Source organism: Streptomyces phaeoluteigriseus (assembly GCF_001896135.2).
Taxonomy (GTDB): Bacteria; Actinomycetota; Actinomycetes; order Streptomycetales; family Streptomycetaceae; genus Streptomyces; species Streptomyces phaeoluteigriseus.
Genome location: NZ_MPOH02000009.1, coordinates 664,620 through 687,803 on the forward strand (window position 1 = coordinate 664,620; position 23,184 = coordinate 687,803).

At 72.3% G+C, this 23,184-nt stretch carries 16 protein-coding genes and 3 pseudogenes; 14 read left to right on the forward strand and 5 right to left on the reverse strand.

Going from position 1 to position 23,184, the window contains the following annotated elements:
* Window positions 1–11 precede the first annotated feature (11 nt).
* The 5 genes and pseudogenes from gcvT (at window position 12) to BM536_RS10685 (ending at window position 5,049) form a co-directional block, all read left to right on the forward strand.
* On the forward strand, window positions 12–1,130 hold the full coding sequence (gcvT, locus tag BM536_RS10665) for a glycine cleavage system aminomethyltransferase GcvT (protein WP_094102845.1): 1,119 nt from the start codon (window positions 12–14) through the stop codon (window positions 1,128–1,130).
* 132 nt (window positions 1,131–1,262) lie between these two features.
* Complete coding sequence (gene gcvH, locus BM536_RS10670) at window positions 1,263–1,640, forward strand: glycine cleavage system protein GcvH (RefSeq protein ID WP_073497475.1); 378 nt, start codon at window positions 1,263–1,265, stop codon at window positions 1,638–1,640.
* A gap of 15 nt (window positions 1,641–1,655) precedes the next feature.
* On the forward strand, window positions 1,656–2,918 hold the full coding sequence (gene glyA, locus BM536_RS10675; protein WP_073497477.1) for a serine hydroxymethyltransferase: 1,263 nt from the start codon (window positions 1,656–1,658) through the stop codon (window positions 2,916–2,918).
* A 102-nt stretch (window positions 2,919–3,020) separates the two neighbouring features.
* Window positions 3,021–4,387: pseudogene (locus BM536_RS10680) on the forward strand (L-serine ammonia-lyase).
* 104 nt (window positions 4,388–4,491) lie between these two features.
* Window positions 4,492–5,049 carry a glycoside hydrolase family 25 protein gene (locus BM536_RS10685; protein ID WP_073497479.1) on the forward strand — a complete coding sequence of 186 codons (558 nt, stop codon included), beginning with the start codon at window positions 4,492–4,494 and terminating at the stop codon, window positions 5,047–5,049.
* A gap of 6 nt (window positions 5,050–5,055) precedes the next feature.
* Here the strand turns inward: BM536_RS10685 and BM536_RS10690 are convergent, their stop codons facing one another.
* The 3 genes from BM536_RS10690 to BM536_RS10700 form a co-directional block, all read right to left on the reverse strand.
* A complete protein-coding gene (locus BM536_RS10690) occupies window positions 5,056–5,718 on the reverse strand; it encodes an NADPH-dependent F420 reductase (protein ID WP_094102846.1) in 663 nt (220 codons plus the stop codon).
* Window positions 5,719–6,101: 383 nt separating this feature from the next.
* Complete coding sequence (locus BM536_RS10695) at window positions 6,102–6,314, reverse strand: EF-hand domain-containing protein (protein ID WP_073492839.1); 213 nt, start codon at window positions 6,312–6,314, stop codon at window positions 6,102–6,104.
* A gap of 63 nt (window positions 6,315–6,377) precedes the next feature.
* Window positions 6,378–7,292, reverse strand: a complete 915-nt coding sequence (locus tag BM536_RS10700; protein ID WP_094102847.1) for a helix-turn-helix domain-containing protein — start codon at window positions 7,290–7,292, stop codon at window positions 6,378–6,380.
* Window positions 7,293–7,358: 66 nt separating this feature from the next.
* Between BM536_RS10700 and BM536_RS10705 the strand changes: the two are divergent.
* Window positions 7,359–7,993: pseudogene (locus BM536_RS10705) on the forward strand (GNAT family N-acetyltransferase).
* Between the two features lie 16 nt (window positions 7,994–8,009).
* Here BM536_RS10705 and BM536_RS10710 read toward each other — a convergent pair.
* Both BM536_RS10710 and glgX read right to left on the reverse strand, forming a co-directional pair.
* A complete protein-coding gene (locus BM536_RS10710) occupies window positions 8,010–8,627 on the reverse strand; it encodes an ADP-ribosyltransferase (RefSeq protein WP_073492833.1) in 618 nt (205 codons plus the stop codon).
* 106 nt (window positions 8,628–8,733) lie between these two features.
* Window positions 8,734–10,983, reverse strand: coding sequence for a glycogen debranching protein GlgX (glgX, locus tag BM536_RS10715; protein ID WP_073492831.1), 2,250 nt, complete (start codon window positions 10,981–10,983; stop codon window positions 8,734–8,736).
* A 153-nt stretch (window positions 10,984–11,136) separates the two neighbouring features.
* On the opposite strand from glgX, the gene BM536_RS10720 reads away from it, so the two are divergent.
* The 8 genes and pseudogenes from BM536_RS10720 to BM536_RS10755 all read left to right on the forward strand — a co-directional run bounded on the left by BM536_RS10720 (window position 11,137) and on the right by BM536_RS10755 (window position 23,082).
* Window positions 11,137–12,381: a L,D-transpeptidase gene (locus BM536_RS10720; RefSeq protein WP_073492830.1), complete on the forward strand. Its 1,245-nt coding sequence runs from the start codon at window positions 11,137–11,139 to the stop codon at window positions 12,379–12,381.
* Window positions 12,382–12,537: 156 nt separating this feature from the next.
* Entirely contained in the window at window positions 12,538–13,782 is a 1,245-nt protein-coding gene (locus tag BM536_RS10725; RefSeq protein WP_079274981.1) for a L,D-transpeptidase, read from the forward strand.
* A gap of 77 nt (window positions 13,783–13,859) precedes the next feature.
* A complete protein-coding gene (locus BM536_RS10730; protein ID WP_073492826.1) occupies window positions 13,860–14,627 on the forward strand; it encodes an enoyl-CoA hydratase/isomerase family protein in 768 nt (255 codons plus the stop codon).
* Window positions 14,628–14,961: 334 nt separating this feature from the next.
* Complete coding sequence (locus tag BM536_RS10735; protein ID WP_073492824.1) at window positions 14,962–15,465, forward strand: ATP-binding protein; 504 nt, start codon at window positions 14,962–14,964, stop codon at window positions 15,463–15,465.
* Between the two features lie 235 nt (window positions 15,466–15,700).
* Window positions 15,701–17,659, forward strand: a complete 1,959-nt coding sequence (locus BM536_RS10740; protein WP_094102849.1) for an ABC transporter ATP-binding protein — start codon at window positions 15,701–15,703, stop codon at window positions 17,657–17,659.
* Window positions 17,656–19,514 (forward strand): annotated as a pseudogene (locus tag BM536_RS10745) (ABC transporter ATP-binding protein). The gene BM536_RS10740 and the pseudogene BM536_RS10745 overlap by 4 nt, the downstream one beginning before the upstream one ends.
* Entirely contained in the window at window positions 19,511–21,289 is a 1,779-nt protein-coding gene (locus BM536_RS10750) for an ABC transporter ATP-binding protein (protein ID WP_245873360.1), read from the forward strand. Before BM536_RS10745 ends, BM536_RS10750 begins: the two are co-directional and overlap by 4 nt.
* A complete protein-coding gene (locus tag BM536_RS10755) occupies window positions 21,286–23,082 on the forward strand; it encodes an ABC transporter ATP-binding protein (protein ID WP_094102850.1) in 1,797 nt (598 codons plus the stop codon). Before BM536_RS10750 ends, BM536_RS10755 begins: the two co-directional genes overlap by 4 nt.
* Window positions 23,083–23,184 lie beyond the last annotated feature (102 nt).

Genomic DNA, 23,184 nt, shown 5'->3' on the forward strand with positions numbered 1-23,184 from the left:
ACGAACGCCCGATGAGCAGTACCCCGCTCCGCCACACCGCCCTCGACGCCCTGCACCGTTCGCTCGGCGCGACCATGACCGACTTCGCCGGCTGGGACATGCCCCTGCGCTACGGCTCCGAGCGTGACGAGCACAACGCCGTACGCACCCGGGCCGGTCTCTTCGACCTCTCGCACATGGGCGAGATCACCGTCACCGGACCGCAGGCCGGCGCTCTGCTGAACTTCGCCCTGGTCGGCAACATCGCGGCCGTGGGCGTGGGCCGCGCCCGCTACACCATGATCTGCGACGCCGACGGCGGCATCCTCGACGACCTCATCGTCTACCGGCTCGCCGACTCCGAGTTCATGGTCGTCGCCAACGCCTCCAACGCCCAGGTCGTCCTGGACGCGCTCACCGCGCGCGCCGAGGGCTTCGACGCCGAGGTCCGCGACGACCGCGACGCCTACGCGCTCCTCGCCGTCCAGGGCCCCGAGTCCCCCGGCATCCTGAAGTCGCTCACCGACGCCGACCTCGACGGCCTGAAGTACTACGCCGGCCTGCCCGGCACCGTCGCCGGCGTCCCCGCGCTCATCGCCCGCACGGGTTACACCGGCGAGGACGGCTTCGAGCTGTTCGTGAAGCCCGAGCACGCCGTCGAGCTGTGGCAGGCCCTGACGAAGGCCGGCGAGGGCGTCGGCCTGATCGCCTGCGGCCTGTCCTGCCGGGACACGCTCCGCCTGGAGGCGGGCATGCCGCTGTACGGCCACGAGCTGTCGACCGCGCTGACCCCCTTCGACGCCGGCCTCGGCCGGGTCGTGAAGTTCGACAAGGACGGCGACTTCGTGGGCCGCGAGGCCCTCGCGCGGGCCGCCGAGCGCGCCGCCACGAACCCGCCGCGCGTGCTGGTCGGCCTGGTCGCCGAGGGCCGCCGCGTCCCGCGTGCCGGGTACGCCGTGGTCGCGGGCGGCCAGGTGATCGGCGAGGTCACCTCCGGCGCCCCCTCCCCCACACTGGGCAGGCCGATCGCGATGGCCTACGTCGACGCCGCCCACGCGGCCCCGGGCACGCCGGGTGTCGGCGTGGACATCCGGGGCAGCCACGAGCCGTACGAGGTCGTGGCCCTGCCGTTCTACAAGCGCCAGAAGTAGAGACTGACGTACGGCCCGACAGGCCGGGCCGAGGTCCCCGCGCGTGACCCTGCGCACATGCGCGCCGCTCACGTGCGGTTCCAGCAGTCCCCCATTCACCAGCACTCCCCCGCGTACAGGAGAATTCAGGCCATGAGCAACCCCCAGCAGCTGCGCTACAGCAAGGAGCACGAATGGCTGTCGGGCGCCGAGAACGGCGTCTCGACGGTCGGCATCACGGAGCACGCGGCCAACGCGCTCGGCGACGTGGTCTTCGTCCAGCTCCCCGAGGCCGGTGCCACCGTGACCGCGGGCGAGTCCTGCGGCGAGCTCGAGTCGACCAAGTCGGTCAGTGAGCTGTACGCACCGGTCACCGGCGAGATCGTCGAGGTCAACCAGGACGTCGTGGACGACCCGGCACTGGTGAACTCCGCCCCCTTCGAGGGGGGATGGCTGTTCAAGGTGCGCGTCACCGACGAGCCGGACGAGCTGCTCTCCGCCGACGAGTACACCGCCTACACGGCCGGCTGAGAGGTCGAACGACGTATGTCTGTCCTGAACACGCCCCTGCACCAGCTCGACCCGGAGATCGCCGCGACGCTCGACGGCGAGCTGCGCCGCCAGCAGTCCACGCTCGAGATGATCGCCTCGGAGAACTTCGCTCCGCTCGCCGTCATGGAGGCGCAGGGCTCGGTCCTGACCAACAAGTACGCCGAGGGCTACCCCGGCCGCCGCTACTACGGCGGCTGCGAGCACGTCGACGTCGCCGAGCAGATCGCGATCGACCGGGTCAAGGAGCTGTTCGGCGCCGAGTACGCCAACGTCCAGCCGCACTCGGGCGCCTCCGCCAACCAGGCCGCCCTGTTCGCGCTGGCCCAGCCCGGCGACACCATCCTGGGCCTGGACCTGGCGCACGGCGGTCACCTCACCCACGGGATGCGGCTGAACTTCTCCGGCAAGCAGTTCGACGTGGTCGCCTACCACGTGGACGAGGCCGGACTGGTCGACATGGCCGAGGTGGAGCGGCTCGCCAAGGAGCACCGCCCGAAGGTGATCATCGCCGGCTGGTCGGCGTACCCGCGGCAGCTGGACTTCGCCGCGTTCCGCCGGATCGCCGACGAGGTCGAGGCGTACCTGTGGGTGGACATGGCGCACTTCGCCGGTCTGGTCGCGGCGGGCCTGCACCCGAACCCCGTCGAGTACGCGGACGTGGTCACCTCCACGACCCACAAGACGCTGGGCGGCCCGCGCGGCGGCATCATCCTGGCGAGGAAGGCCTTCGCGAAGAAGCTGAACTCGTCCGTGTTCCCGGGCTTCCAGGGCGGTCCCCTGGAGCATGTGATCGCGGCGAAGGCGGTCTCCTTCAAGGTCGCCGCCTCGGACGACTTCAAGGAGCGCCAGCGCCGTACGGTCGAGGGCGCGCGGATCCTCGCCGAGCGGCTGACGGCGCCGGACGCCCGCGAGGCCGGGATCAACGTCCTGTCCGGCGGCACCGACGTGCACCTGATCCTTGTCGACCTGCGCGATTCCGCGCTGGACGGGCAGCAGGCCGAGGACCGTCTCCACGAGGTCGGCATCACGGTCAACCGCAACGCGGTCCCGAACGACCCGCGGCCCCCGATGGTCACCTCGGGCCTGCGGATCGGCACGCCCGCGCTGGCCACCCGCGGCTTCACGGCCGAGGACTTCGCCGAGGTCGCGGACGTGATCGCGGAGGCGCTCAAGCCGGTCTACGAGGTGGAAGCCCTCAAGGCCCGGGTCGTCGCCCTCGCGGAGAAGCACCCGCTGTACCCCGGTCTGAACAAGTAGTTCCCGTTTTCCGAGGGGTTTTCGGGGGGTGTCCCGCACACTGGTCAGTGGCCGGGCACCCCACCGGAAACCTTCTGCACCATCCGTATTGAGGAGTCCCCCGTGGCCATCTCGGTCTTCGACCTGTTCTCGATCGGCATCGGCCCGTCCAGCTCCCACACGGTCGGTCCGATGCGCGCGGCCCGCATCTTCGCTCGGCGGCTGCGCAACGAGGACCTGCTGGGCTCCGTCGCGTCCGTGCGCGCGGAGCTGTACGGCTCCCTCGGCGCGACCGGCCACGGCCACGGCACGCCGAAGGCCGTCCTCCTCGGCCTGGAGGGCGACTCGCCGCGCACGGTGGACGTGGAGACGGCGGACGCACGGGTGGAGCGGATCAAGGACTCCGGCCGCATCCGGCTGCTCGGCGAGCACGAGGTCCCGTTCTCCTTCGACGACGACCTCGTCCTGCACCGCCGCAAGACCCTGGACTACCACGCGAACGGCATGACGCTCTGGGCGTACGACGCCGGGGGCGCGGAGCTGCTGTCGAAGACGTACTACTCGGTGGGCGGCGGGTTCGTCGTCGACGAGGACGCGGTCGGAGCGGACCGGATCAAGCTGGACGACACGGTCCTGAAGTACCCCTTCCGCACGGGAGACGAGCTGCTGCGTCTGACGCAGGAGACGGGTCTGTCGATCTCCTCGCTGATGCTGGAGAACGAGCGGGCCTGGCGCACCGAGGAGGAGATCCACGAGGGCCTGCTGGAGATCTGGCGGGTGATGCAGGCCTGCACGGCCCGCGGCATGTCCCGCGAGGGCATCCTGCCGGGTGGCCTGCGGGTCCGCCGCCGCGCCGCCATGACGCCCGTCAACTCCGGGCCGAGGGAGACCCGTTGGCCCACTCCATGGAGTGGATCACGCTGTACGCGATGGCCGTGAACGAGGAGAACGCGGCCGGCGGCAGGGTGGTCACCGCCCCCACCAACGGCGCGGCGGGCATCATCCCCGCGGTCCTGCACTACTACGTCAACTTCGTCCCCGGAGCCGACGAGGAGGGTGTCGTCCGCTTCCTCCTCGCCGCCGGCGCGATCGGCATGCTCTTCAAGGAGAACGCCTCCATCTCCGGCGCCGAGGTCGGTTGCCAGGGCGAGGTCGGCTCGGCCTGCTCGATGGCGGCGGGCGCGCTCGCGGAGGTCCTCGGCGGCTCCCCCGAACAGGTCGAGAACGCCGCGGAGATCGGCATGGAACACAACCTCGGCCTCACCTGCGACCCCGTGGGCGGCCTGGTCCAGATCCCCTGCATCGAACGCAACGGCATGGCCGCGGTGAAGGCGGTCACGGCGGCCCGCATGGCCATGCGGGGCGACGGCACGCACAAGGTGTCCCTCGACAAGGTCATCAAGACGATGAAGGAGACCGGCGCGGACATGTCGGTCAAGTACAAGGAGACGGCCCGGGGCGGGCTGGCGGTGAACATCATCGAGTGCTGAACGCCCGGCGCCGCACGGGAGAATGGAAGCGGAGGTTCCGCCGCCGGCGTGTCGGGGCATAAAGCAACTCCCGTCCGTTCTCCTGCACTTCCGGGAGTTGCCCCATGCTCCGTGGTGTCGACGTCAGCGCGTATCAGTCCTCCAGCTACTCCACGGCAGGTCTCTCCTTCGTCTTCGTCAAGGCGACGGAGGGCCGTACCTACGTCAACCCGAAGCTCGCCGCCCAGACGAAGCGGGCTCGTGACGCCGGCCTGGTCGTCGGCTTCTACCACTTCCTGTGGCCCGGCAACCTCAGCGCCCAGGCGGAGTACTTCCTCGCCAAGGCCCCGGACCGTCCCGGCGACATCCTCGCCGTCGACTGGGAGACGACCGGCGAGGGAAGCCACGCGAGCAACGCGGAGAAGGACCGCTTCATCCGGAAGGTGAAGGAGCTGCGGCCGAAGAACCGGGTCGTCCTGTACTGCAACAGGAACTACTGGCTGAACGTCGACGACACCTCCTACGCCGGCGACGGGCTCTGGATCGCCGACTACGTCACCGCGGGCAAGCCCCGCATCAAGGCGAAGTGGCGGTTCCACCAGTACACCGACGAGCCCCTCGACACGAACGTGGCGAACTTCGCGAGCCGGGCGGCGCTGCGGGCGTGGGCGACGGTGGACTGAGCGGTCTCAGCCGCTGAACTCCGGCTTGCGCTCCGGGCTCGCTCCGGCCAGGGCGCGGGTGACCTCGTCGACCCCGCCCCGCAGGCCGTAGACCGGGGTGTCGGGCTGCTGGCGCCAGGAGTCGTCGATGCCGCCCGCGTCGACGGTGTCGAAGCCGAGTTCGTCGATCAGGGCCCGGACCTTCGCCTTGGCCGCCTCGTCGTCGCCCGCGACGGGCAGGGCCACGCGGTCGGGGGCGCCGGCCGGGAGCGGGCGGTCCAGGATGTCCTGCGCGTAGGTGCCGTTGAACGCCTTGATCACCGGGTGGCCGAGCTGGCGTTCCGTCCAGCGGCTCTCCGTGATGCCCTCGTCCTCGATGGCGTCGATCCGGCCGTCGCGCTGCTGCGGGTAGTAGTTGCCCGTGTCGATGACGGCGACACCCTCGGCGGCCTCGTCGAACAGGCCCTCGGGGAGGTCCGGGACCGCCTTCAGCGGGATGGTGACCACCACGATCTCGGCCCCGCGGGCCGCCTCCTCGACCCGTACGGGGGTCGCGCCCGTCTCCTCGGCCAGCTCCTTGAGCGTGTGCGGGCCACGGGAGTTGGCCACGGAGACGTCGTGGCCGAGGGCGGCGAGCCGCCGGGTGAGGTTGCCGCCGATGTTGCCCGCCCCGATGATGCCGATCTTCATGACACACCCTTCTCAGGTGACGTTGATACATGCATGCGCATGCGACTGACGATCGGGGTCAACCTCGCCGGAGGACTGGCTATTCCTCGGGGGCGCTCGGGTGAGGCGGGGGCGCTCGGGTGGGGCGGGACCGTCCCGCACCGGCCTCGACCAGGGCCGTGCGGATCCCGTCGACGTGGTTGCGACCTCGGCCGCACGGCGTTCTCCGGCACCCGCCGGAACGCGTCAGCGAGGGCTCGGCCCAGCATTCCCGTAGGGCGGCCCGGGGAGCGTGCGGATCGAGCGGCGCGCGCGTGGCCCGCGGGTGAGGGGCCGGGAACGAGAAGGGGCGCCCCGGCGGACCGGGGCGCCCCTGCGGCCTCACGTGCCGAGGCGGACCCTCGTCACTTGCTCAGGTGGCCCCAGAACTCGTCGAACGACAGAACCTTGTCGCCGTCCAGGTCGCGGCTCTTGATGAGGGCTTCGGCGACCGTCTCGGTGACGTTCCAGTCGCCCCCCTGGGCCAGGGCGGTCTTGAACTCGGCCGCGGTGATGAAACCGTCACCGTCCGTGTCGATCCGCTGGAACTGCTTGCGTGCTTCTTCGATGTCCGCCACCGGTCCGCCCCTCTTCGTCATACCTTGCGGTGCTGCGTTTCCTTCGTACTGACGCAGGTCAGATTAACGGTCCGGGTGAGCGCGCAGTGCGGCCACCACCCAGGCGAACTCCCGCTCGTGGCCCGCGGCGGGTTCCAGACCGTTCAGGACGGCCGACAACTCGCGGTAGCGGGCGACCCGGACATCGGCCGCCGCGGTGAGCCGGTCCAGTACGGCGGCCCGGTCGGCGTCCCCGAGGAGACCGCGCAGGACGCCGTCGGCCGCCGGGGAGTCGGGGGCGGTGCCGGCGCGAAGGGCCTCACCGGCGAGCTGGATCAGCCGGCTCATGAACCACAGGGAGGTGCCGGCGGGGACCTCGGGCCCGCGGTCGGCCGCGTTGAACTCGACCATCGCGCGCATCAGGGTGCGGAAGTCCGGGTCCTGGATCAGCTCCGCCAGCTCCACCCAGGCGTCGACCTGTTCGGGGGTGGGGTCGTCGGGCAGGTGGGCGGTGTGGAAGCGCAGCCGGGTACGGATGTCGGGGTCGGCCGTGTCGAGGCCGTCGAAGACCTCGGCCAGGAACTCCTCGACGATCCGCCTGCGCTCGGCGGCGGACAGTCGTGCCAGCTTGTTCATCAGGGTCGTCTCCTCGGCGGTCGAGCCGCGTCGCGCCACGGTCGACAGCACCGCACGGGTCACCTTCAGCGAGCTGATCTGCGCGTCCAGGGCGCTCACGTGGGCCGCGGCGACCTGCGCGACCGTCGTCTCGCCCGCCAGCACCCGGCGCACGGCGTCCAGGCCGAGGCCCAGCTCGCGCAGGGTGCGGATCAGCTCCAGGCGGGCGACGGACTCGGCGTCGTAGAGCCGGTAGCCGCCCGCGCTGCGGGTGACCGGGGTCAGGACGCCCTCGTCGGACCAGTAGCGGATGGTGCGCACGGTCAGGCCGGTGGTCCTGGCCAGCTCGCCGATGGTGAGAAGTGCGGTGCCGTCGTCGATCACGTGTGTGAGTGTGGGCCTTCCAGTGGGTGGAGACTCAAGGAGCGGCACGAAGTGGCGAGGGGCGCTGTGGAGACGTTGCGGGACATTCTCGACGCGGCGGCGCGGGGCGTCTTCCCGCCCGCGGACGGCCGTACGACGATCGTGCCCCAGGCGTGCCGGCGGGACGCGGGCGTGCTGTCCTTCACCGCGCACTCGGTCGTGTTCACCGACGAGGACCCTGAGTGGGTGCGGGCGGCGCTGCGCGCGACCGGCTGCGACGCTCTGGCGGCGACGCTGAACGCCCGCTTCCTGACGGCGTTCATGGACCGCACGGGCCGCCGGTCCGACACGGTCGACGCGATGGTGGTGGGCTCCCCGCTCACGGGCCGCCGGCCGTGGAACTGACGGAGATCGACGATCCGGACCATCCCCGGGTGACCAGTTCGCGCAGGCGGCGCGACGACGTGCGGGTGTGGGCGGCGGACGGCGGGGTGCTGGTCCTGGGCCGCGGGATCGCCGGACGGCTGGAGGCCGCGGTCGAGGTCGACGCGGACGTACGGCACCGGGGGCTGGGGCGGGCCCTGGTGACGGCGGCCCGGCATCTGGCCGGGGGCGAGCCGGTGTGGGCGCAGATCTCGCCGGGGAACGCCCGCAGCATGCGGGCGTTCCAGGCGGCGGGGTACGTGCCGGTGGGGGCGGAGGCGCTGCTCACCCCCCGCTAGCCGGTGGCGGGACGGATCAGTGCCAGGCCTCGTAGTGCGGGTTGCTCTCGCAGCCGCTCATGTTCTCGACCTTGGTGGTCTTGTTCACCGGGCAGACGCCGATGATGTACTTCCGGTCGACGCCGCCGGGGAAGGCGACCTCTACCTGGTCGGCCCATTTGTGGGTGTCGCCGATCGTCCTGTTGACGTCGATGCCGCCGGGGGCGTCGATGTAGTAGTTGTAGCCGGACTTCCACCACGTCTTGTAGAGGTCGTGGTCGTACGTCGTGGACACGTAGGGGGAGGGCTGGTTGACCAGGACGTACTTCTCGATGTCGTACTGCCCGTTCACCACGTCCCTGGGGTGGAAGCCCTCCTTGAAGACGATCTCCGGGCCGCGGCCGTCGCTGCGGTAGAGGGTGCCGCAGGTGGTGCGCCAGACCGGGGCGGGGGTGATCCGGCCGAGGTCGACGTCGCGGTTGACGGCGGCCTTGAGCTTGTCGTCGAACTGGGGGCAGGCCGGCGCCGCCTTGGCCGGGGCGGCGGCCGGGGCGGTGGTGGAGGCGGTGGAAACGGTGGCCGCCGAGGTGGCGAGGACGGCGGCGAGGGAGAGGGTGGCGGCAGCGGCCCGGCGACGCAGACGAGTTGTGATCATGCGGGGCACGATCCCGCTTCCGGGGCGGCCGGTTGTGGATCATCACCCGTTGGCGGCGTGTCCGCTGACCGACCGTCAACACGGCTGCGGCCAAAGGCGGATGCCCTCAGGACGTCACCCTGAGGAGGAGCACCGAACGGGCCGGGACCGTCACCCCCGTCCCCGCCCGGTGCGTGACCGCCGGGGCGGTCGTCTGGTCCTCGCGGGAGGTGTCCACCACGACCTCGTAGCGGTCCGCCCACGGGGGGCCCGGCAGGACGAAGTCCGCCGGGCGGTCCCCCGCGTGCAGCAGGGCGAGGAAGCTGTCGTCCGTGATCGGGGTGCCGCGTTCGTCGCGGCCGGGGATGTCCCGGCCGGAGAGGTACATGCCGAGCGTCGCCGCGGGCGCGTACCAGTCCCGTTCCGTCATCTCGGTGCCGCGCGCCGTGAACCAGGCCAGGTCGCGCAGCCCGTCCACCGAGTGGGCCCGGCCGGAGAAGAACGCCCGGCGGCGCAGGACGGGGTGGCGGTGGCGCAGGGCGATCAGGCGGGCGGTCAGGTCGTACAGCGCCTTCCAGCCGGGGTCCTCCAGCAGGGTCCAGTCCAGCCAGCTGATCTCGTTGTCCTGGCAGTACGCGTTGTTGTTGCCGCCCTGGGTGCGGCCCAGTTCGTCGCCCGCGACCAGCATCGGCACGCCCGTCGACAGCAGCAGGGTGGTGGTCAGGTTGCGCAGTTGCCGCCGCCGCAGCGCGCGCACCCGCTCGTCGTCCGTCTCGCCCTCGGCGCCGCAGTTCCAGGAGCGGTTGTCGTCCGTGCCGTCCCGGTTGCCCTCGCCGTTGGCCTCGTTGTGCTTGCGCTCGTAGGAGACGAGGTCGCGCAGGGTGAAGCCGTCGTGGGCCGTGACGAAGTTGACGGAGGCGTAGGGGCGCCGGCCGCCCCAGGCGTACAGGTCGCTGGAGCCCGACAGGCGGTAGCCCATCTCGCGGACGTCCGGCAGGGCGTGCCGCCAGAAGTCCCGTACGGCGTTGCGGTAGCGGTCGTTCCACTCCGTCCACAGCGGGGGGAACGCGCCCACCTGGTAGCCGCCCGAGCCCACGTCCCAGGGTTCCGCGATCAGCTTCACCCGGCGCAGCACCGGGTCCTGGGCGATCACCGCGAGGAACGGCGACAGCATGTCCACGTCGTGCATGGACCGGGCGAGGGCGGCGGCCAGGTCGAAGCGGAAGCCGTCGACGCCCATCTCGGTGACCCAGTAGCGCAGCGAGTCAGTGATCAGGCGCAGTACGTGCGGCTGGACCACGTGCAGGGTGTTGCCGCAGCCCGTGTAGTCGGCGTACCGGCGGGCGTCCGACTGGAGCCGGTAGTAGCCGCGGTTGTCGATGCCCTTCAGGGACAGCATCGGGCCCAGCTCGCCCGCTTCCGCGGTGTGGTTGTAGACCACGTCGAGGATGACCTCGATGCCGGCCGCGTGCAGCGCGCGCACCATCCGCTTGAACTCGCCGACCTGTTCCCCGGTCGTCCCGGCGGAGGCATATCCGGCGTGCGGGGCGAAGTAGCCGATGGAGTTGTAGCCCCAGTAGTTGCGCAGTCCCCGGCGCAGCAGATGGTCCTCGTGGGCGAACTGGTGGACCGGGAGCAGTTCGACGGCCGTGACGCCGAGGTTCACCAGGTGCTCGATCGCGGCCGGGTGCGCCAGGCCGGCGTAGGTGCCGCGCAGTTCCTCGGGGATGCCGGGGTGCCGCATGGTGAAGCCGCGCACGTGCAGCTCATAGATGACCGAGTCCGCCCAGGGGGTCTTGGGGCGGCGGTCGTCGGCCCAGTCGTCGTCGTCGTGGACGACGACGCCCTTGGGGACGTACGGCGCGGAGTCCCGTTCGTCGCGGACGGTGTCGGCGACGTGCTGCTGCGGCCAGTCGCGGACGTGCCCGTACACCTCGGGCGGCAGCCGGCTGTAGTCATTGCCCTTGGCGCCGTCCACGGCGCGGGCGTACGGGTCGAGGAGCAGCTTCGCCGGGTTCCAGCGGGCGCCGGTCCACGGGTCCCAGCGGCCGTGCACCCGGTAGCCGTAGCGCTGGCCGGGCATCACGCCGGGCACGAAGCCGTGCCAGATCTCGTGCGTGAGTTCGGTCAGCCGGGCGCGGGTCTCACGGCCCTGTTCGTCGAAGAGGCACAGCTCGACGGCCTCCGCGCCGCCCGCCCACAGGGCGAAGTTGGTGCCGGCGACGCCGTCGGGGCCGACCCGGAAGCGGGCGCCGAGCGGCATGGAGGCGCCGGGCCACACGGGCACGCCGGGCGTCCTTCGCGGTGCCCTGTTCACGACGGCGGACGCGGCGGGGCGCTCCTCCGCCACCGCCTCCTGCTCGGCTGCGCTGGACACCGTTCAGCCTCCCGCGGCTCATGGCACGACGCGGGTCCGGGGCGTACGGCGTCCCGGCCGCTGCTCCCCTTGGCGTCGTCCTCCCCCCTGTTCTGCCCAGCCCGTGCCTCGCACTCACGTTTCCCCGGACCGGGGCCCGTCGTTGGGTACCGCGTGAGGCACGTAACTGGGCGCGCACGGCGCGCGGGGGTCGCACTGGCCGCCGTACTGACATGGGCAGGACTGCTGGCGGGAGCCGCCGGATGCAGCGGGGACGGCCGGAGCGGGCTGGACCGGGTGCTGGGCAAACCCCCGGCACCCGAGGACGCCATCCGGATCACTCCACGGGACGGCGCGAGGGAGGTGCGCCCGAACCAGGCGCTGCGGGTCCGCGTGCCGGACGGGCGGCTGGAGTCGGTGAAGGTCGTCAGGTCGCAGGACGCGCAGGAGGCCGAGGTGCCGGGCCGGATCTCCGCGGACGGCCGCAGCTGGAGTCCGCGGGACGGCCGGCTCGCGCTCGCCGCCCGCTACGAGGTCGACGCGGTCGCGGTGGACGGCGACGGGCACCGCTCGGCCCGGCACACCACGTTCACGACGCACGTCCCCGAGGAGCGGTTCATCGGCTATGTCACGCCCGAGAACCGGGCGACGGTCGGCACCGGGATGATCGTGTCCCTGGAGTTCAACCGGGAGATCGAGAACCGGGCCGCCGTCGAGCGGGCCGTCCGCGTGACCGCCGACCCGGCCGTCGAGGTCCGCCCGCACTGGTTCGGCACGTCCCGGCTCGACTTCCGTCCCGAGCACTACTGGAAGCCGGGCACCCGCGTCACCGTCTCCCTGCGCTTCCGGGACGTCGAGGGCGCGCCCGGCGTCTACGGGCTCCAGCACCGGACGTTCTCCTTCGACGTCGGCCGTCACCAGGTCTCCGTCGTCGACGCCGCCGAACACACCATGCGGGTGCGGCGCGAGGGTGAGTTGCTCGCCACCGTGCCCATCACCGCGGGGGCACCGAAGACGACGACGTACAACGGCAAGATGGTGGTCACGGAGATGCTCGACGTGACCCGGATGAACGGCGCCACGGTCGGCTTCAAGAAGAAGAACGGCAAGGGCGAGTACGACATCCCGGACGTGCCGCACGCCATGCGGCTGACCGAGTCCGGCACCTTCCTGCACGGCAACTACTGGGCGTCCCCGGAGGCCTTCGGCCGGGTCAACCTGAGCCACGGCTGCGTGGGCCTCAGGGACGTGAAGGGCGGCGGCGCCGACACGCCCGCGGGCTGGTTCTTCGACCGCAGTCTCATCGGTGACGTCGTCGAGGTGGTCCGCAGCGAGGACAAGACGGTCGCCCCCGACAACGGGCTCGGCGGCTGGAACATGAACTGGAGGGAATGGACCGCCGGCAGCGCGGTGAACTGACCTCCTGAGCGACTCTCCCCTCCCATGGTCCAACTTGGGACTGAACGGTGACATTCCGGGGTCACCAGGGCCCCTGACCATGTGGTTAATATGCGCGCAGCGCAGGGGTAGTGCCTGCGTGCGGGCCTGACGGGCCCGGGGGAGGGGAGAACGGACTTGAACGTGCGACCGATATCGGGGGCATCGGTTGGCGGTCGCTCACGCGGCCGTGACAAGCGGTTGGCATTGATCGTCGGAGGGCTGCTGCTGGCCGTCACGGCCTGCGGCGGAGGCGGGGACTCCGGCTCGGGGAAGACCAAGGACGCCAAGGGCGCGGGCGCCACGGCCGTGGCGGGCGGGCAGTCGGAGGCGGTCGTCTCGATCGCCCCGAAGGACGGCGCCAAGTCCGTCGACACCAGCGGCGTCCTCAAGGTGACGGCCGCCAAGGGCAAGCTGACCGAGGTGGTCGTCAAGGACGCCGAGGGGGCGAAGGTCGACGGCACGATCTCCGCGGACGGCGCCGGCTGGACGCCGAGCACCCACCTGGCCGCCGCCACCAAGTACCAGGTGCACGCGGTCGCGAAGGACGCCGAGGGCCGTACGGCCGCCGAGGACGCGTCCTTCACCACGCTGACGCCGGAGAACACCTTCGTCGGCACCTTCACGCCCGAGGACGGTTCCACGGTCGGCGTCGGCATGCCGTTCTCGGTCCGCTTCACGCGGGGCATCACCGCGCCGGACGACGTCGAGAAGGCCATCAGGATCAAGACGGTTCCGGCCGTCGACGTGCAGGGCCACTGGTTCGGCAACGACCGCCTGGACTTCCGGCCCGAGAAGTACTGGAAGGCCGGTACCAAGGTGACGGTCGAGCTGAACCTCGACGGCGTCGAGGGCCGCAAGGGCGTCTACGGCAAGCAGTCCAAATCGGTGTCCTTCACCATCGGCCGCGACCAGGTGTCCATCGTGGACGCCAAGAAGCGCACGATGCAGGTCACCCAGGAGGGCAAGGTCGTCAAGACCATCCCGGTCACCACCGGCAAGCCCGGCTACGCCACCTGGAACGGCCAGATGGTCATCAGTGAGAAGTTCACGGTGACCCGCATGAACGGCGACACGGTCGGCTACGACGGCGAGTACGACATCAAGGACGTCCCGCACGCCATGCGGCTGACCGACTCCGGCACCTTCGTGCACGGCAACTACTGGGGCGGCGACGCCTTCGGCAACTACAACGCCAGCCACGGCTGCATCGGCCTGCGGGACGTGCGCGGCGGCTACGACAGCGGCGCGCCGGCCGCCTGGTTCTTCGACCACTCGATCACCGGCGACGTGGTGGTCGTGAAGAACTCCACCGACCCGACCGTCGAGGCGTCCAACGGCCTCAACGGCTGGAACATCCCGTGGGCGGAGTGGACCGCGTAGGTCCCGCCCGACGACGCCCGGTGCTGTGACCCACGGCACCGGGCCCGTCGTCGTTAGTGCCCGTTAACCTGCTGCGCATGACCGTGAATCTCGAAGTCGCCGAGGGCGTCGGCACGCTGCGCCTGGACCGCCCGCCCATGAACGCGCTGAACGTCGCCACGCAGGACAGGCTCAAGGAACTCGCCGAGGAGGCGGGCCGCCGTGAGGACGTGCGGGCCGTCGTCCTGTACGGCGGCGAGAAGGTGTTCGCGGCGGGCGCGGACATCAAGGAGATGCAGCCGATGGACCACACGGCGATGGTGCTGCGCGCCCGCGCCCTCCAGGACGCCTTCACGGCGGTGGCCCGCATTCCCAAGCCGGTGGTGGCGGCCGTGACCGGTTACGCACTGGGCGGCGGCTGCGAACTGGCGCTCTGCGCCGACTTCCGCATCGCCGCGGACAACGCGAAGCTGGGCCAGCCGGAGATCCTGCTCGGCCTGATCCCGGGCGCGGGCGGCACCCAGCGGCTGTCCCGGCTGATCGGCCCGTCCAAGGCGAAGGACCTGATCTTCACCGGCCGTACGGTGCGGGCGGACGAGGCGCTGACGCTGGGTCTGGTGGACCGGGTCGTCCCGGCCGCCGAGGTGTACGCGCAGGCCCACGCGTGGGCGGCGAAGCTGGCGCAGGGTCCGGCGATCGCGCTGAGGGCGGCCAAGGAGTCGATCGACACGGGCCTGGAGACGGACATCGAGACCGGCCTCGCGGTGGAGCGGAACTGGTTCGCGGGCCTCTTCGCGACCGCCGACCGGGAGAGCGGCATGCGCAGTTTCGTGGAGGAGGGGCCGGGCAAGGCGAAGTTCCGGTGACGCCGCGCTCCTGGCTCCGCCGGGCGGGCCCGATGAGACTCGTCTCGCCGGACCAGCGCGAAAACCCCTGCCGTTGACAGGGCGTCTCACCCGGGTCCCTCGATGGGGCGGTTCACGGGAACCTTAAGGCCGCCTCAAGCCTGCCGCGTCGAGGGCGCCCGGCGACTGTCCGGAACTGTCCCCACACCAGCCGTCGTCGCAGGCCAGCCGGGCTGCACCCGACTCCGGACCGGCTCAGGCACATGCCGCTCCACCCATACGGAATGGTCGCTTCCGGGGGGCGTATTCCCCCGGAACGGCCCCGTGGGAAGTCCCGGGCCGCCATGATGGGGGCATGGCGGGGCTGGAGGGTATCGAACAGCCGCGGGGGCACGAGCGTGTGGCCGCGGCACGCTGGTCGCCTGCGGCCGAGGACGAACAGGCGCTCAGAGCCCTGGAGTTGTTCGGCGACCCCACGGAGACCGAGATCCAGTTGCCGTCCCGCCCCGAATCCGCCGCCACGGCCCGGCGTCTCACCCAGGTCGTCGTCCTGCGCCGCTGGCAGCTCAGCCCCAAGATGACCGAGGACGCCGTCTTACTCGTCTCGGAACTCGTCGGCAACGCCGTACGCCACACCGGTGCCCGCGTCTTCGGCCTGCGCATGCGCAGGCGGCGCGGCTGGATCCGGGTCGAGGTCCGAGACCCCTCACGAGGGCTGCCCTGTCTGATGCCGGTCCAGGAGATGGACGTCAGCGGCCGGGGGCTGTTCCTCGTCGACAAACTGTCCGACCGCTGGGGCGTCGACCTGCTGCCCCGTGGGAAGACGACCTGGTTCGAGATGCGGGTGGCCGACCGCTGAGCGGCCGAACCCCTCCGGATCGCCCATTGACCCCGCTCACCCCGATCACGGCGACCGGCACACCGGCCGTCCCGCTCGAAGAGGCATCGGCCGATCGGATGACGGTGTCCTGCGACCGGGCCCCGGCCCACCCGGTTCGGGGGCCCGAACGCGCAGGTCGTAGGTCCGAGGACCGAGCCGGGTCCCGCCGAAACTCGGTGGGCGATGTCAGTGGCGATCCGTAGGCTCGCCCCTGATGCCCACGACACCTGCCCCCACCGAGGACCGCTCCGCCGTACGGACGTTGCTGCGCCTGTGGCCGTATGTGCGGCCCGTCCGGGTGCGGTTGTTCACCGCCGCCGTCATAGCGGTCGTCGCCTCCTGTACGGGGCTGGTGATCCCGCTCGTGCTCAAGTGGATGGTGGACGGGCCGGTCGCGGACCGGGACTCGGCGGGCGTCTGGCTGGGCGCGCTGTCCCTGCTGCTGCTCGGGGCCGCGGAGGCGCTCCTGTTCGGGCTGCGGCGCTGGCTGGTGGCGCGGCCCCTGTCCCGGGTCGAGGCGGACATGCGGGCCGATCTGTACCGGCACCTCCAGCGGCTGCCGGTGGCCTTCCACGACCGGTGGGCGTCGGGGCAGCTGCTGTCCCGGGGGACCACGGATCTGATGCTGCTACGCATGTTCCTCGCCTTCCCGCTGACGTTCCTGCTGGTCAACGCGGTGACGATCCTCGTCGGCGTCACCATCATGCTGCTCCAGGACTGGACGCTCGGGCTGGTCGTCCTGGGGCCCGCGATCCCCGTCGTGGTGACGTGCGTGTTCTTCGAGAACCGGTACGCGCGCGTGGCGCGCCGCGCCCAGGACCAGGTCGGCGATCTGACGACGGTCGTCGAGGAGAGCGTCCTCGGCATCCGGATCATCAAGGGCTTCGGCCGGCACCGCAGCCAGGCGCGGGCGTTCCGCGACCTGTCCGCGGGCCTGCGCGGCACGGAACTGCACAAGGCGCGGCTGCTGGCCACGATCTGGGCGGTCATCGTGACCCTGCCCGAACTGGCCATCGGCGCGGCGCTGGTGCTGGGGACGGTGCAGGTCGCGGACGGCGAGCTGTCCGCGGGCACGCTGGTCGCCTTCCTCTCCACGGCGCTCGCCCTGCGCTGGCCGGTGGACTCCATCGGCTTCCTGCTCGCGATGAGCCAGGAGGCGGCGACGGCGACCGAGCGGTACTTCGAGGTGATGGACGCGGAACCGGAGGACGAGGGGGTGCCCGGCGGGCGGGCCCCGCGGGATCGGGGGTTCTCCGGCCGGAGGGTGTCCGCCGGGGACGAACCGGCGGCGTCCTCGCGGAGGGTGTCCACCGGGGAGGGCCGGGCGGAGTCCGACGGACCGGCGTCCGCACCGACGTCCGCCCCGGCATCGGCATCGGCATCGACCTCGGCATCGACCTCGGCCTCGTCGGCCTCCGCTCCCGAAGGCGGCCTGCGCTTCCACGGTGTCAGCTTCCGCTACCCCGACGCCGACCCCGGCTCCCCTCCCGTTCTCGACCGGATCGATCTGCATGTCAGGGCCGGGGAGTCCATGGCGCTCGTCGGGGCCACCGGCAGCGGGAAGACCACGCTCACCGCGCTCGTGCCCCGGCTGCACGAGGTGACCTCCGGGTGGATCACCCTCGACGGGGAGGACATCACCGCGATGCCCCGCGAGGAGCTGCGGGCGAAGGTCGCCGTCGCCTTCGAGGAGCCGACGCTGTTCTCCGCGAGCGTCGGGGAGAACGTGCTGATGGGGGCCGGCGGCGACGCGGACGACGGCGACCTGGAGCGCGCGCTGGCCGTCGCGCAGGCCGAGTTCGTGCACGCGCTGCCGCAGGGCACCCGGACGCAGGTCGGTGAGCAGGGGCTGAGCCTGTCCGGTGGGCAGCGGCAGCGTCTGGCGCTGGCGCGGGCGGTCGTGGGCCGGCCCCGGTTCCTCGTGCTCGACGACCCGCTGTCCGCGCTGGACGTCCACACGGAGGCCGCCGTGGAGGCCGCGCTGCGCCGCGTCCTCGCCGACACGACGGCACTGATCGTCGCCCACCGGCCGTCCACCGTGCTGCTCGCCGACCGGGTGGCCCTGCTGTCCGGCGGCCGGATCACCGCCGTCGGCACGCACCACGAACTGCTGCGCACCAACGCCGAGTACGCCCATCTCATGTCCGGGGACCAGGAGGCCGACCACCGATGACCGCGCCCACCACCGCCTCCCCCACCGCCGACGACGACCAGGACCTGACGGCCGCGAAGGAACACGTCGACGCCTTCGACCGGGACGTCCTGCCCACCCCGCCGGGCGCCACCGGCACGCTGCTGCGCTCGCTGCTCGCCCCCATGAAGGCGCGCGTCGCCCTCACCACGTTCCTGCTGCTGCTCCAGCAGCGGCCGTGCAGGCGGGCCCGCTGCTGGTGGCGTACGCCATCGACCGTGCCGTACCGGCGCTGCGCGAGGACGACCTCGGGCCGCTGGTCGCGGTGGGCGTCGGCTATCTGGGGTGCGCGCTGGCGGGCGGCTGCCTCCAGTACGCGTTCCTGACCGCCTCCGCCCGCGTCAACCAGGACGTACTGCTGGACCTGCGCGGGCGGATCTTCCGGCACGCGCAGGCGCTGAGCATCGACTTCCACGAGCGCTACACCTCGGGCCGGCTCATCTCCCGTTCCACCACCGATGTGGAGTCGCTGCGCGAACTGCTCAGCGAGGGCCTCCAGGAACTGGTCACGGTGGTCCTGTCGTTCCTCTACATCTGCGCCCTGCTGCTCTGGCTGGACCTGGGTCTCGGCGCGGTCGCGGTGGCGTCGTTCGGGCCGCTGTACCTCCTCGTCCGGGTCTACCAGCGGCGCGCGGGGCGGGTGTTCCGGGCGCGGTCCACCGCGATCGCGGCCGTGATCGTGAAGTTCGTGGAGACGGTGAACGGCATCCGGCCGGTGCGCGCGTTCCGCCGCGAGGCCGTCAACGAGGCCGACTTCAAGGTCCTGAACCAGCGGCACGAGCGGACCAACGGCGACGCGCTCCTGGAGATGGCCCGGTACGTCGTCGGCTCACGGCTGGTCGCCAACACCGCCGTCGCGCTGATCGTGCTGTGGGGCGCCCAGCGGGTCGCCGACGGCTCCCTCGCGCTGGGCGTGCTGGCGGCGGCGGTGCTGTACCTGCGGCGGCTGTACGACCCCATCGACCGGCTCGGCATGTTCCTCAACTCGTACCAGTCGGCGGCGGCCTCCCTGGAGAAGATCGCCGGGCTGCTGGCCCAGGAGCCGTCCGTGCCCGAGCCGGCCGCGCCCCTGGAGCTTCCGGCCCGCCGGCCGGGCATGCCGGGCCGCGAGGTCGTGTTCGACGGCGTCGCCTTCGGCTACCGCACCGGCGGCGAGGTGCTGCCCCGCTTCGACCTCACCCTGGCCGCGGGCCGGACGGTCGCCGTGGTCGGCTCGACCGGTGCCGGGAAGTCCACCCTGGCCAAGCTCCTCGCCCGCTTCTACGACCCGACGGCGGGCCGGGTCCTCCTCGACGGCGTCGACCTGCGTGATCTGGCCGTGACCGAACTGCGGTGCGGGGTGGTCATGGTGACGCAGGAGGCGTTCCTGTTCTCCGGGACGGTCGCCGAGAACATCGCGATCGGGCGGCCGGACGCGAGCCGGGAGGACATCGAGCGGGCGGCGAAGGCGCTCGGCGCGCACGAGTTCATCAGCGCCCTGCCCGACGGCTACGACACGGACGTCCGCAGGCGCGGCGGCCGCATCTCCGCCGGACAACGGCAACTCGTCGCGTTCGCGCGGGCGTTGCTCGCCGACCCGGCGGTGCTGATCCTCGACGAGGCGACCAGCTCCCTGGACGTGCCCGGCGAACGGGCCGTCCAGGCGGCGATGGCGACGGTCCTGAAGGGCCGTACGGCGGTGGTGATCGCGCACCGGCTGTCGACCGTGGAGATCGCCGACCGTGTGCTCGTCATGGAGCACGGAAGAATCGTCGAGGACGGCACCCCGGCCGAACTCGTCGCGGGCACCGGCCGGTTCGCAGGCCTGCACCGCGCCTGGCGGGACAGCCTCGCGTGAGGGCGCGGCGGACACGGAGGCAGCCGATCGACGCCTACGCCGACCCCGGCACGCCCGACTGCCGGGGCGGCTGGTCGTACCTGTGGTGGCTGACCTGCCGCCAGCCGGGGCGGGCGCTGGCGGGGGCGGCGCTGGCCAGCGTCTGGATGGTGCTGATGGCGGTCGCGCCGTACCTGCTGTCGCGGGCGGTCGACGACGGGCTGGAGCGCGGTGACACGGCCGCGCTGGCGCGCTGGACCGCCGCACTGTTCCTGGTGGGGGCCTTCAACGCCTGGGTGAGCATCATGCGGCACCGCACGATGACCCGGCTGCGCATGGACGCCAACTTCCGCACGGTCAAGGTCGTCGTGGGGCACGCCGTCCGGCTGGGCGCCGCGCTGCCGCGCCGGATCGGGGCCGGGGAGGTCGTCACCATCGGCGTCGGCGACGTGCAGACGATCGCGACGTCCCTGACGGTGATCGGGCCGGGCATCGGCTCGGTCGTCGTCTACGTCGTCGTCGCCGGGGTGCTGCTGTCGATCTCCCCGCTGCTCGCGGCGGTCGTCCTGCTGGGGATGCCGGTCATCGCCGTGCTGGTCGGCCCGCTGATGGGGCGGCTCCAGGGCGCCGAGGGCGAGTACCGGGAGCGGCAGGGGGTGCTCACCGCACGGATCGGCGATCTCGCGGGCGGACTGCGCGTGCTCAACGGCCTGGGCGGCAAGGGCCTGTTCGCGGAGGCCTTCCACCGCGACTCCCAGCGGCTGCGTGCCCAGGGCTACCGGGTCGGCTCGGTCACCAGCTGGATGCAGGCCCTCGGGGTGGGCCTGCCGACGGTGTTCCTCGCCGTGGTGACCTGGCTGGCGGCCCGGCTCGCGGCCCAGGGCGAGCTGACGGTGGGCGAACTGGTGGCGGTGTACGGCTATGTGGCCGTGCTGGTCGGCCCGGTGGCGTTCATCGTCGACATGGGCTATCAGCTCAGCCGGGGCGTGGTCGCCGCCCGCCGGGTCGTACGGCTGCTGCGGCTGGAGCCGGACCCGGACGTCGCCGCCTCCGGCACCGCGGAGCCGCCCGACGGGCCCGCGGTGCTGTACGACCCCGCCTCCGGTGTGCGGGTCGTGCCCGGCCTGCTGACGGCGCTGGCGGGCGCTCGGCCCGCCGACACGGCCGCCGTGATCGACCGGCTGGGCCGGTACGGGCCGACCGACGTCACCTGGGGCGGCGTACGCCTCGACGAGGTGCGCTCGGCTCGGGTCAGGGAGCGGATCCTGGTGGCGGACAACGAGGCGGACCTGTTCGCCGGCAGCCTGCGCGAGCTGGTGGGCGGGCGGCACGAGCCGTCCCCCGCGGAGATCGACCGGGCGCTGCGGGCGGCTGCCGCCGAGGACATCGTGCCGGGCCTGCCGGACGGGCTCGACTCCCCCGTGGCCGCGCAGGGCCGCAGCCTCTCGGGGGGTCAGCGGCAGCGCGTACGGCTGGTGCGGGCGCTGCTCGCCGACCCCGAGGTGCTGCTCGCCGTGGAGCCGACCTCGGCGCTCGACGCGCACACGGAGGCGGCGATCGCGAGGCGGCTGCGGGAGGCACGGGCCGACCGGACGACCGTGGTGACGAGTTCCTCCCCGCTGCTGCTCGACCACGCCGACCGGGTGCTGTACCTGGTCGACGGGAAGGTCGCGGCGAGCGGCCGGCACCGGGTGCTGCTGGAGACGGAGCCGGGATACCGGGCGCTGGTGGCGCGCGACGCGGAGGGTGCCGAGGGTGCCGAGGGCGGCGCCGATGCCGAGGAGGCCGTGCGATGACGTCCGGTGCGAAGACGGCACAGGTGGCGGAGGAAGTCGGCGGAGGGCGGCTTCCGGTGGCCGCACGGGCCGATGTGCGGCGGGCCACCGGCCGGCTGGTGCGGGCCGACGCACGGGTCTTCACCGGCGTCCTGGCGCTCAACGTGCTGGCCGCCGCGGCCGGTCTCGCCGGGCCCTGGCTGCTCGGCCGGATCATCGACGAGGTGCGCTCCGGGGGCGGGACCGCGGCGGTGGACCGGTTGGCTCCGGCCATCCTGGTGTGTGCGCTGGCGCAGTTGCTGCTGGCCCGCTGGGCCCGGTACGCGGGGCACCGGTTCGGGGAGCGGACGCTCGCGCGGGTGCGCGAGGGCTTCGTCGAGCGGACGCTGGCGCTGCCGGCGTCGGTCGTGGAGCGGGCCGGCACCGGCGACCTCACCACGCGTGGCACCGCCGACGTGGCGGCCGTGGGCACGACCCTGCGGGACGCCGGGCCCGATCTGCTGGTCTGCGCGGTGCAGGCGCTGTTCCTGCTGGGCGCGGTGTTCGTGATCGACCCGCTGCTCGGCGCGGTGGGGGTGCTGGGGCTGACGCCGATCTGGTTCGCGCTGCGCTGGTATCTGCGGCGGGCGCGGGCCGCGTATCTCGCCGAGGGGGCGGCCACCTCGGAGGTCGCCGACATCCTCGCGGAGACCGCGAGCGGGGCCCGCACGGTGGAGGCGTTCCGGCTCGGGGAGCGGCGGACGGCGGCGAGCCGGGACGCGCTGGAGGTCTCGCGTCGGACGCGCTTCCGTACGCTGTTCCTGCGGAGCGTGTTCTTCCCGGTGGTGGAGGTGTCGTACTCGCTGCCCGTCGCGGGGGTCCTGCTGCTGGGCGGGATGCTGCACGCGCGGGGTGCGCTGAGCCTCGGGGCGGTGGTGGCCGCGGCGCTGTACCTGCGGCAGTTCACCGAGCCGCTCGACCAGATCCTGATGCGTGTCGAGCAGTTCCAGAGCAGCGGCGCCTCGTTCGCGCGGGTGGAGGGGCTGGCCCGGGCCCCGCGGTCCGAGCCGGAGGACGGGGCGCCGGTCCCGGTGGACGACAGGATCGACGTGCGGGGCGTGCGGTACGCCTACGACCGCGGCGGCGAGGTGCTGCGCGGGGTGGACCTGACCGTGCGGCCGGGGGAGCGGCTCGCCGTGGTCGGCCCGTCGGGTGCGGGCAAGACGACGCTGAGCCGGCTGCTGGCGGGCGTGGACGCGCCGACGGCGGGTTCGGTCACGGTGGGCGGGGTGCCGGTCGCGGACCTGGCCCCGGAGACGCTGCGCCGGCAGGTCGTCCTGGTCACCCAGGAGCACCACGTCTTCCTCGGCACCGTCCGCGACAATCTGCTGATCGCCGAACCGGCCGCCACGGACGAGCAGTTGTGGGCGGCGCTGGCCGCGGTCGGGGCCGCTGGCTGGGTGCGGGAGCTGCCCGGCGGTCTCGACGCGGAGGTGGGCGCGGACCGGCGCCGTACGGACGGCGCGCAGGCGCAGCAGCTCGCGCTGGCGCGGGTGGTGCTGGCGGACCCGCACACGCTGATCCTGGACGAGGCGACGGCCCTGCTGGACCCGGCGACCGCCCGGCACACCGAGCGCGCGCTGGCCGCCGTACTGCGCGGCCGTACGGTCATCGCCATCGCGCACCGGCTGCACACCGCGCACGACGCGGACCGGGTCGCCGTGATGGAGAACGGCCTGCTGACCGAACTCGGCACGCACGAGGAGCTGGTGCGGGCGGGCGGGGCGTACGCGTCGCTGTGGGGGACGTGGCACGGGGAGCGCCCGGACCCCTGAGGCGTCCTTCGGTGATCGGATCCGTATATCGAACATGAACTCCCGGACAACGAACCGTTTCCGGCCAACTTTCTGACGCGCTCCTGACAGACAGCGCTGTCG

What these genes read in the sequence shown, in the direction of transcription:
- BM536_RS10685 (WP_073497479.1), top strand. Translation starts at nt 4,492, where the DNA reads ATGCTCCGTGGTGTCGACGTCAGCGCGTATCAGTCCTCCAGCTACTCC.
- gcvT (WP_094102845.1), top strand. Translation starts at nt 12, where the DNA reads ATGAGCAGTACCCCGCTCCGCCACACCGCCCTCGACGCCCTGCACCGT.
- gcvH (WP_073497475.1), top strand. Translation starts at nt 1,263, where the DNA reads ATGAGCAACCCCCAGCAGCTGCGCTACAGCAAGGAGCACGAATGGCTG.
- BM536_RS10710 (WP_073492833.1), bottom strand. Translation starts at nt 8,627, where the DNA reads ATGATCACAACTCGTCTGCGTCGCCGGGCCGCTGCCGCCACCCTCTCC.
- BM536_RS10730 (WP_073492826.1), top strand. Translation starts at nt 13,860, where the DNA reads ATGACCGTGAATCTCGAAGTCGCCGAGGGCGTCGGCACGCTGCGCCTG.
- BM536_RS10740 (WP_094102849.1), top strand. Translation starts at nt 15,701, where the DNA reads ATGCCCACGACACCTGCCCCCACCGAGGACCGCTCCGCCGTACGGACG.
- BM536_RS10735 (WP_073492824.1), top strand. Translation starts at nt 14,962, where the DNA reads ATGGCGGGGCTGGAGGGTATCGAACAGCCGCGGGGGCACGAGCGTGTG.
- BM536_RS10755 (WP_094102850.1), top strand. Translation starts at nt 21,286, where the DNA reads ATGACGTCCGGTGCGAAGACGGCACAGGTGGCGGAGGAAGTCGGCGGA.
- BM536_RS10690 (WP_094102846.1), bottom strand. Translation starts at nt 5,718, where the DNA reads ATGAAGATCGGCATCATCGGGGCGGGCAACATCGGCGGCAACCTCACC.
- glyA (WP_073497477.1), top strand. Translation starts at nt 1,656, where the DNA reads ATGTCTGTCCTGAACACGCCCCTGCACCAGCTCGACCCGGAGATCGCC.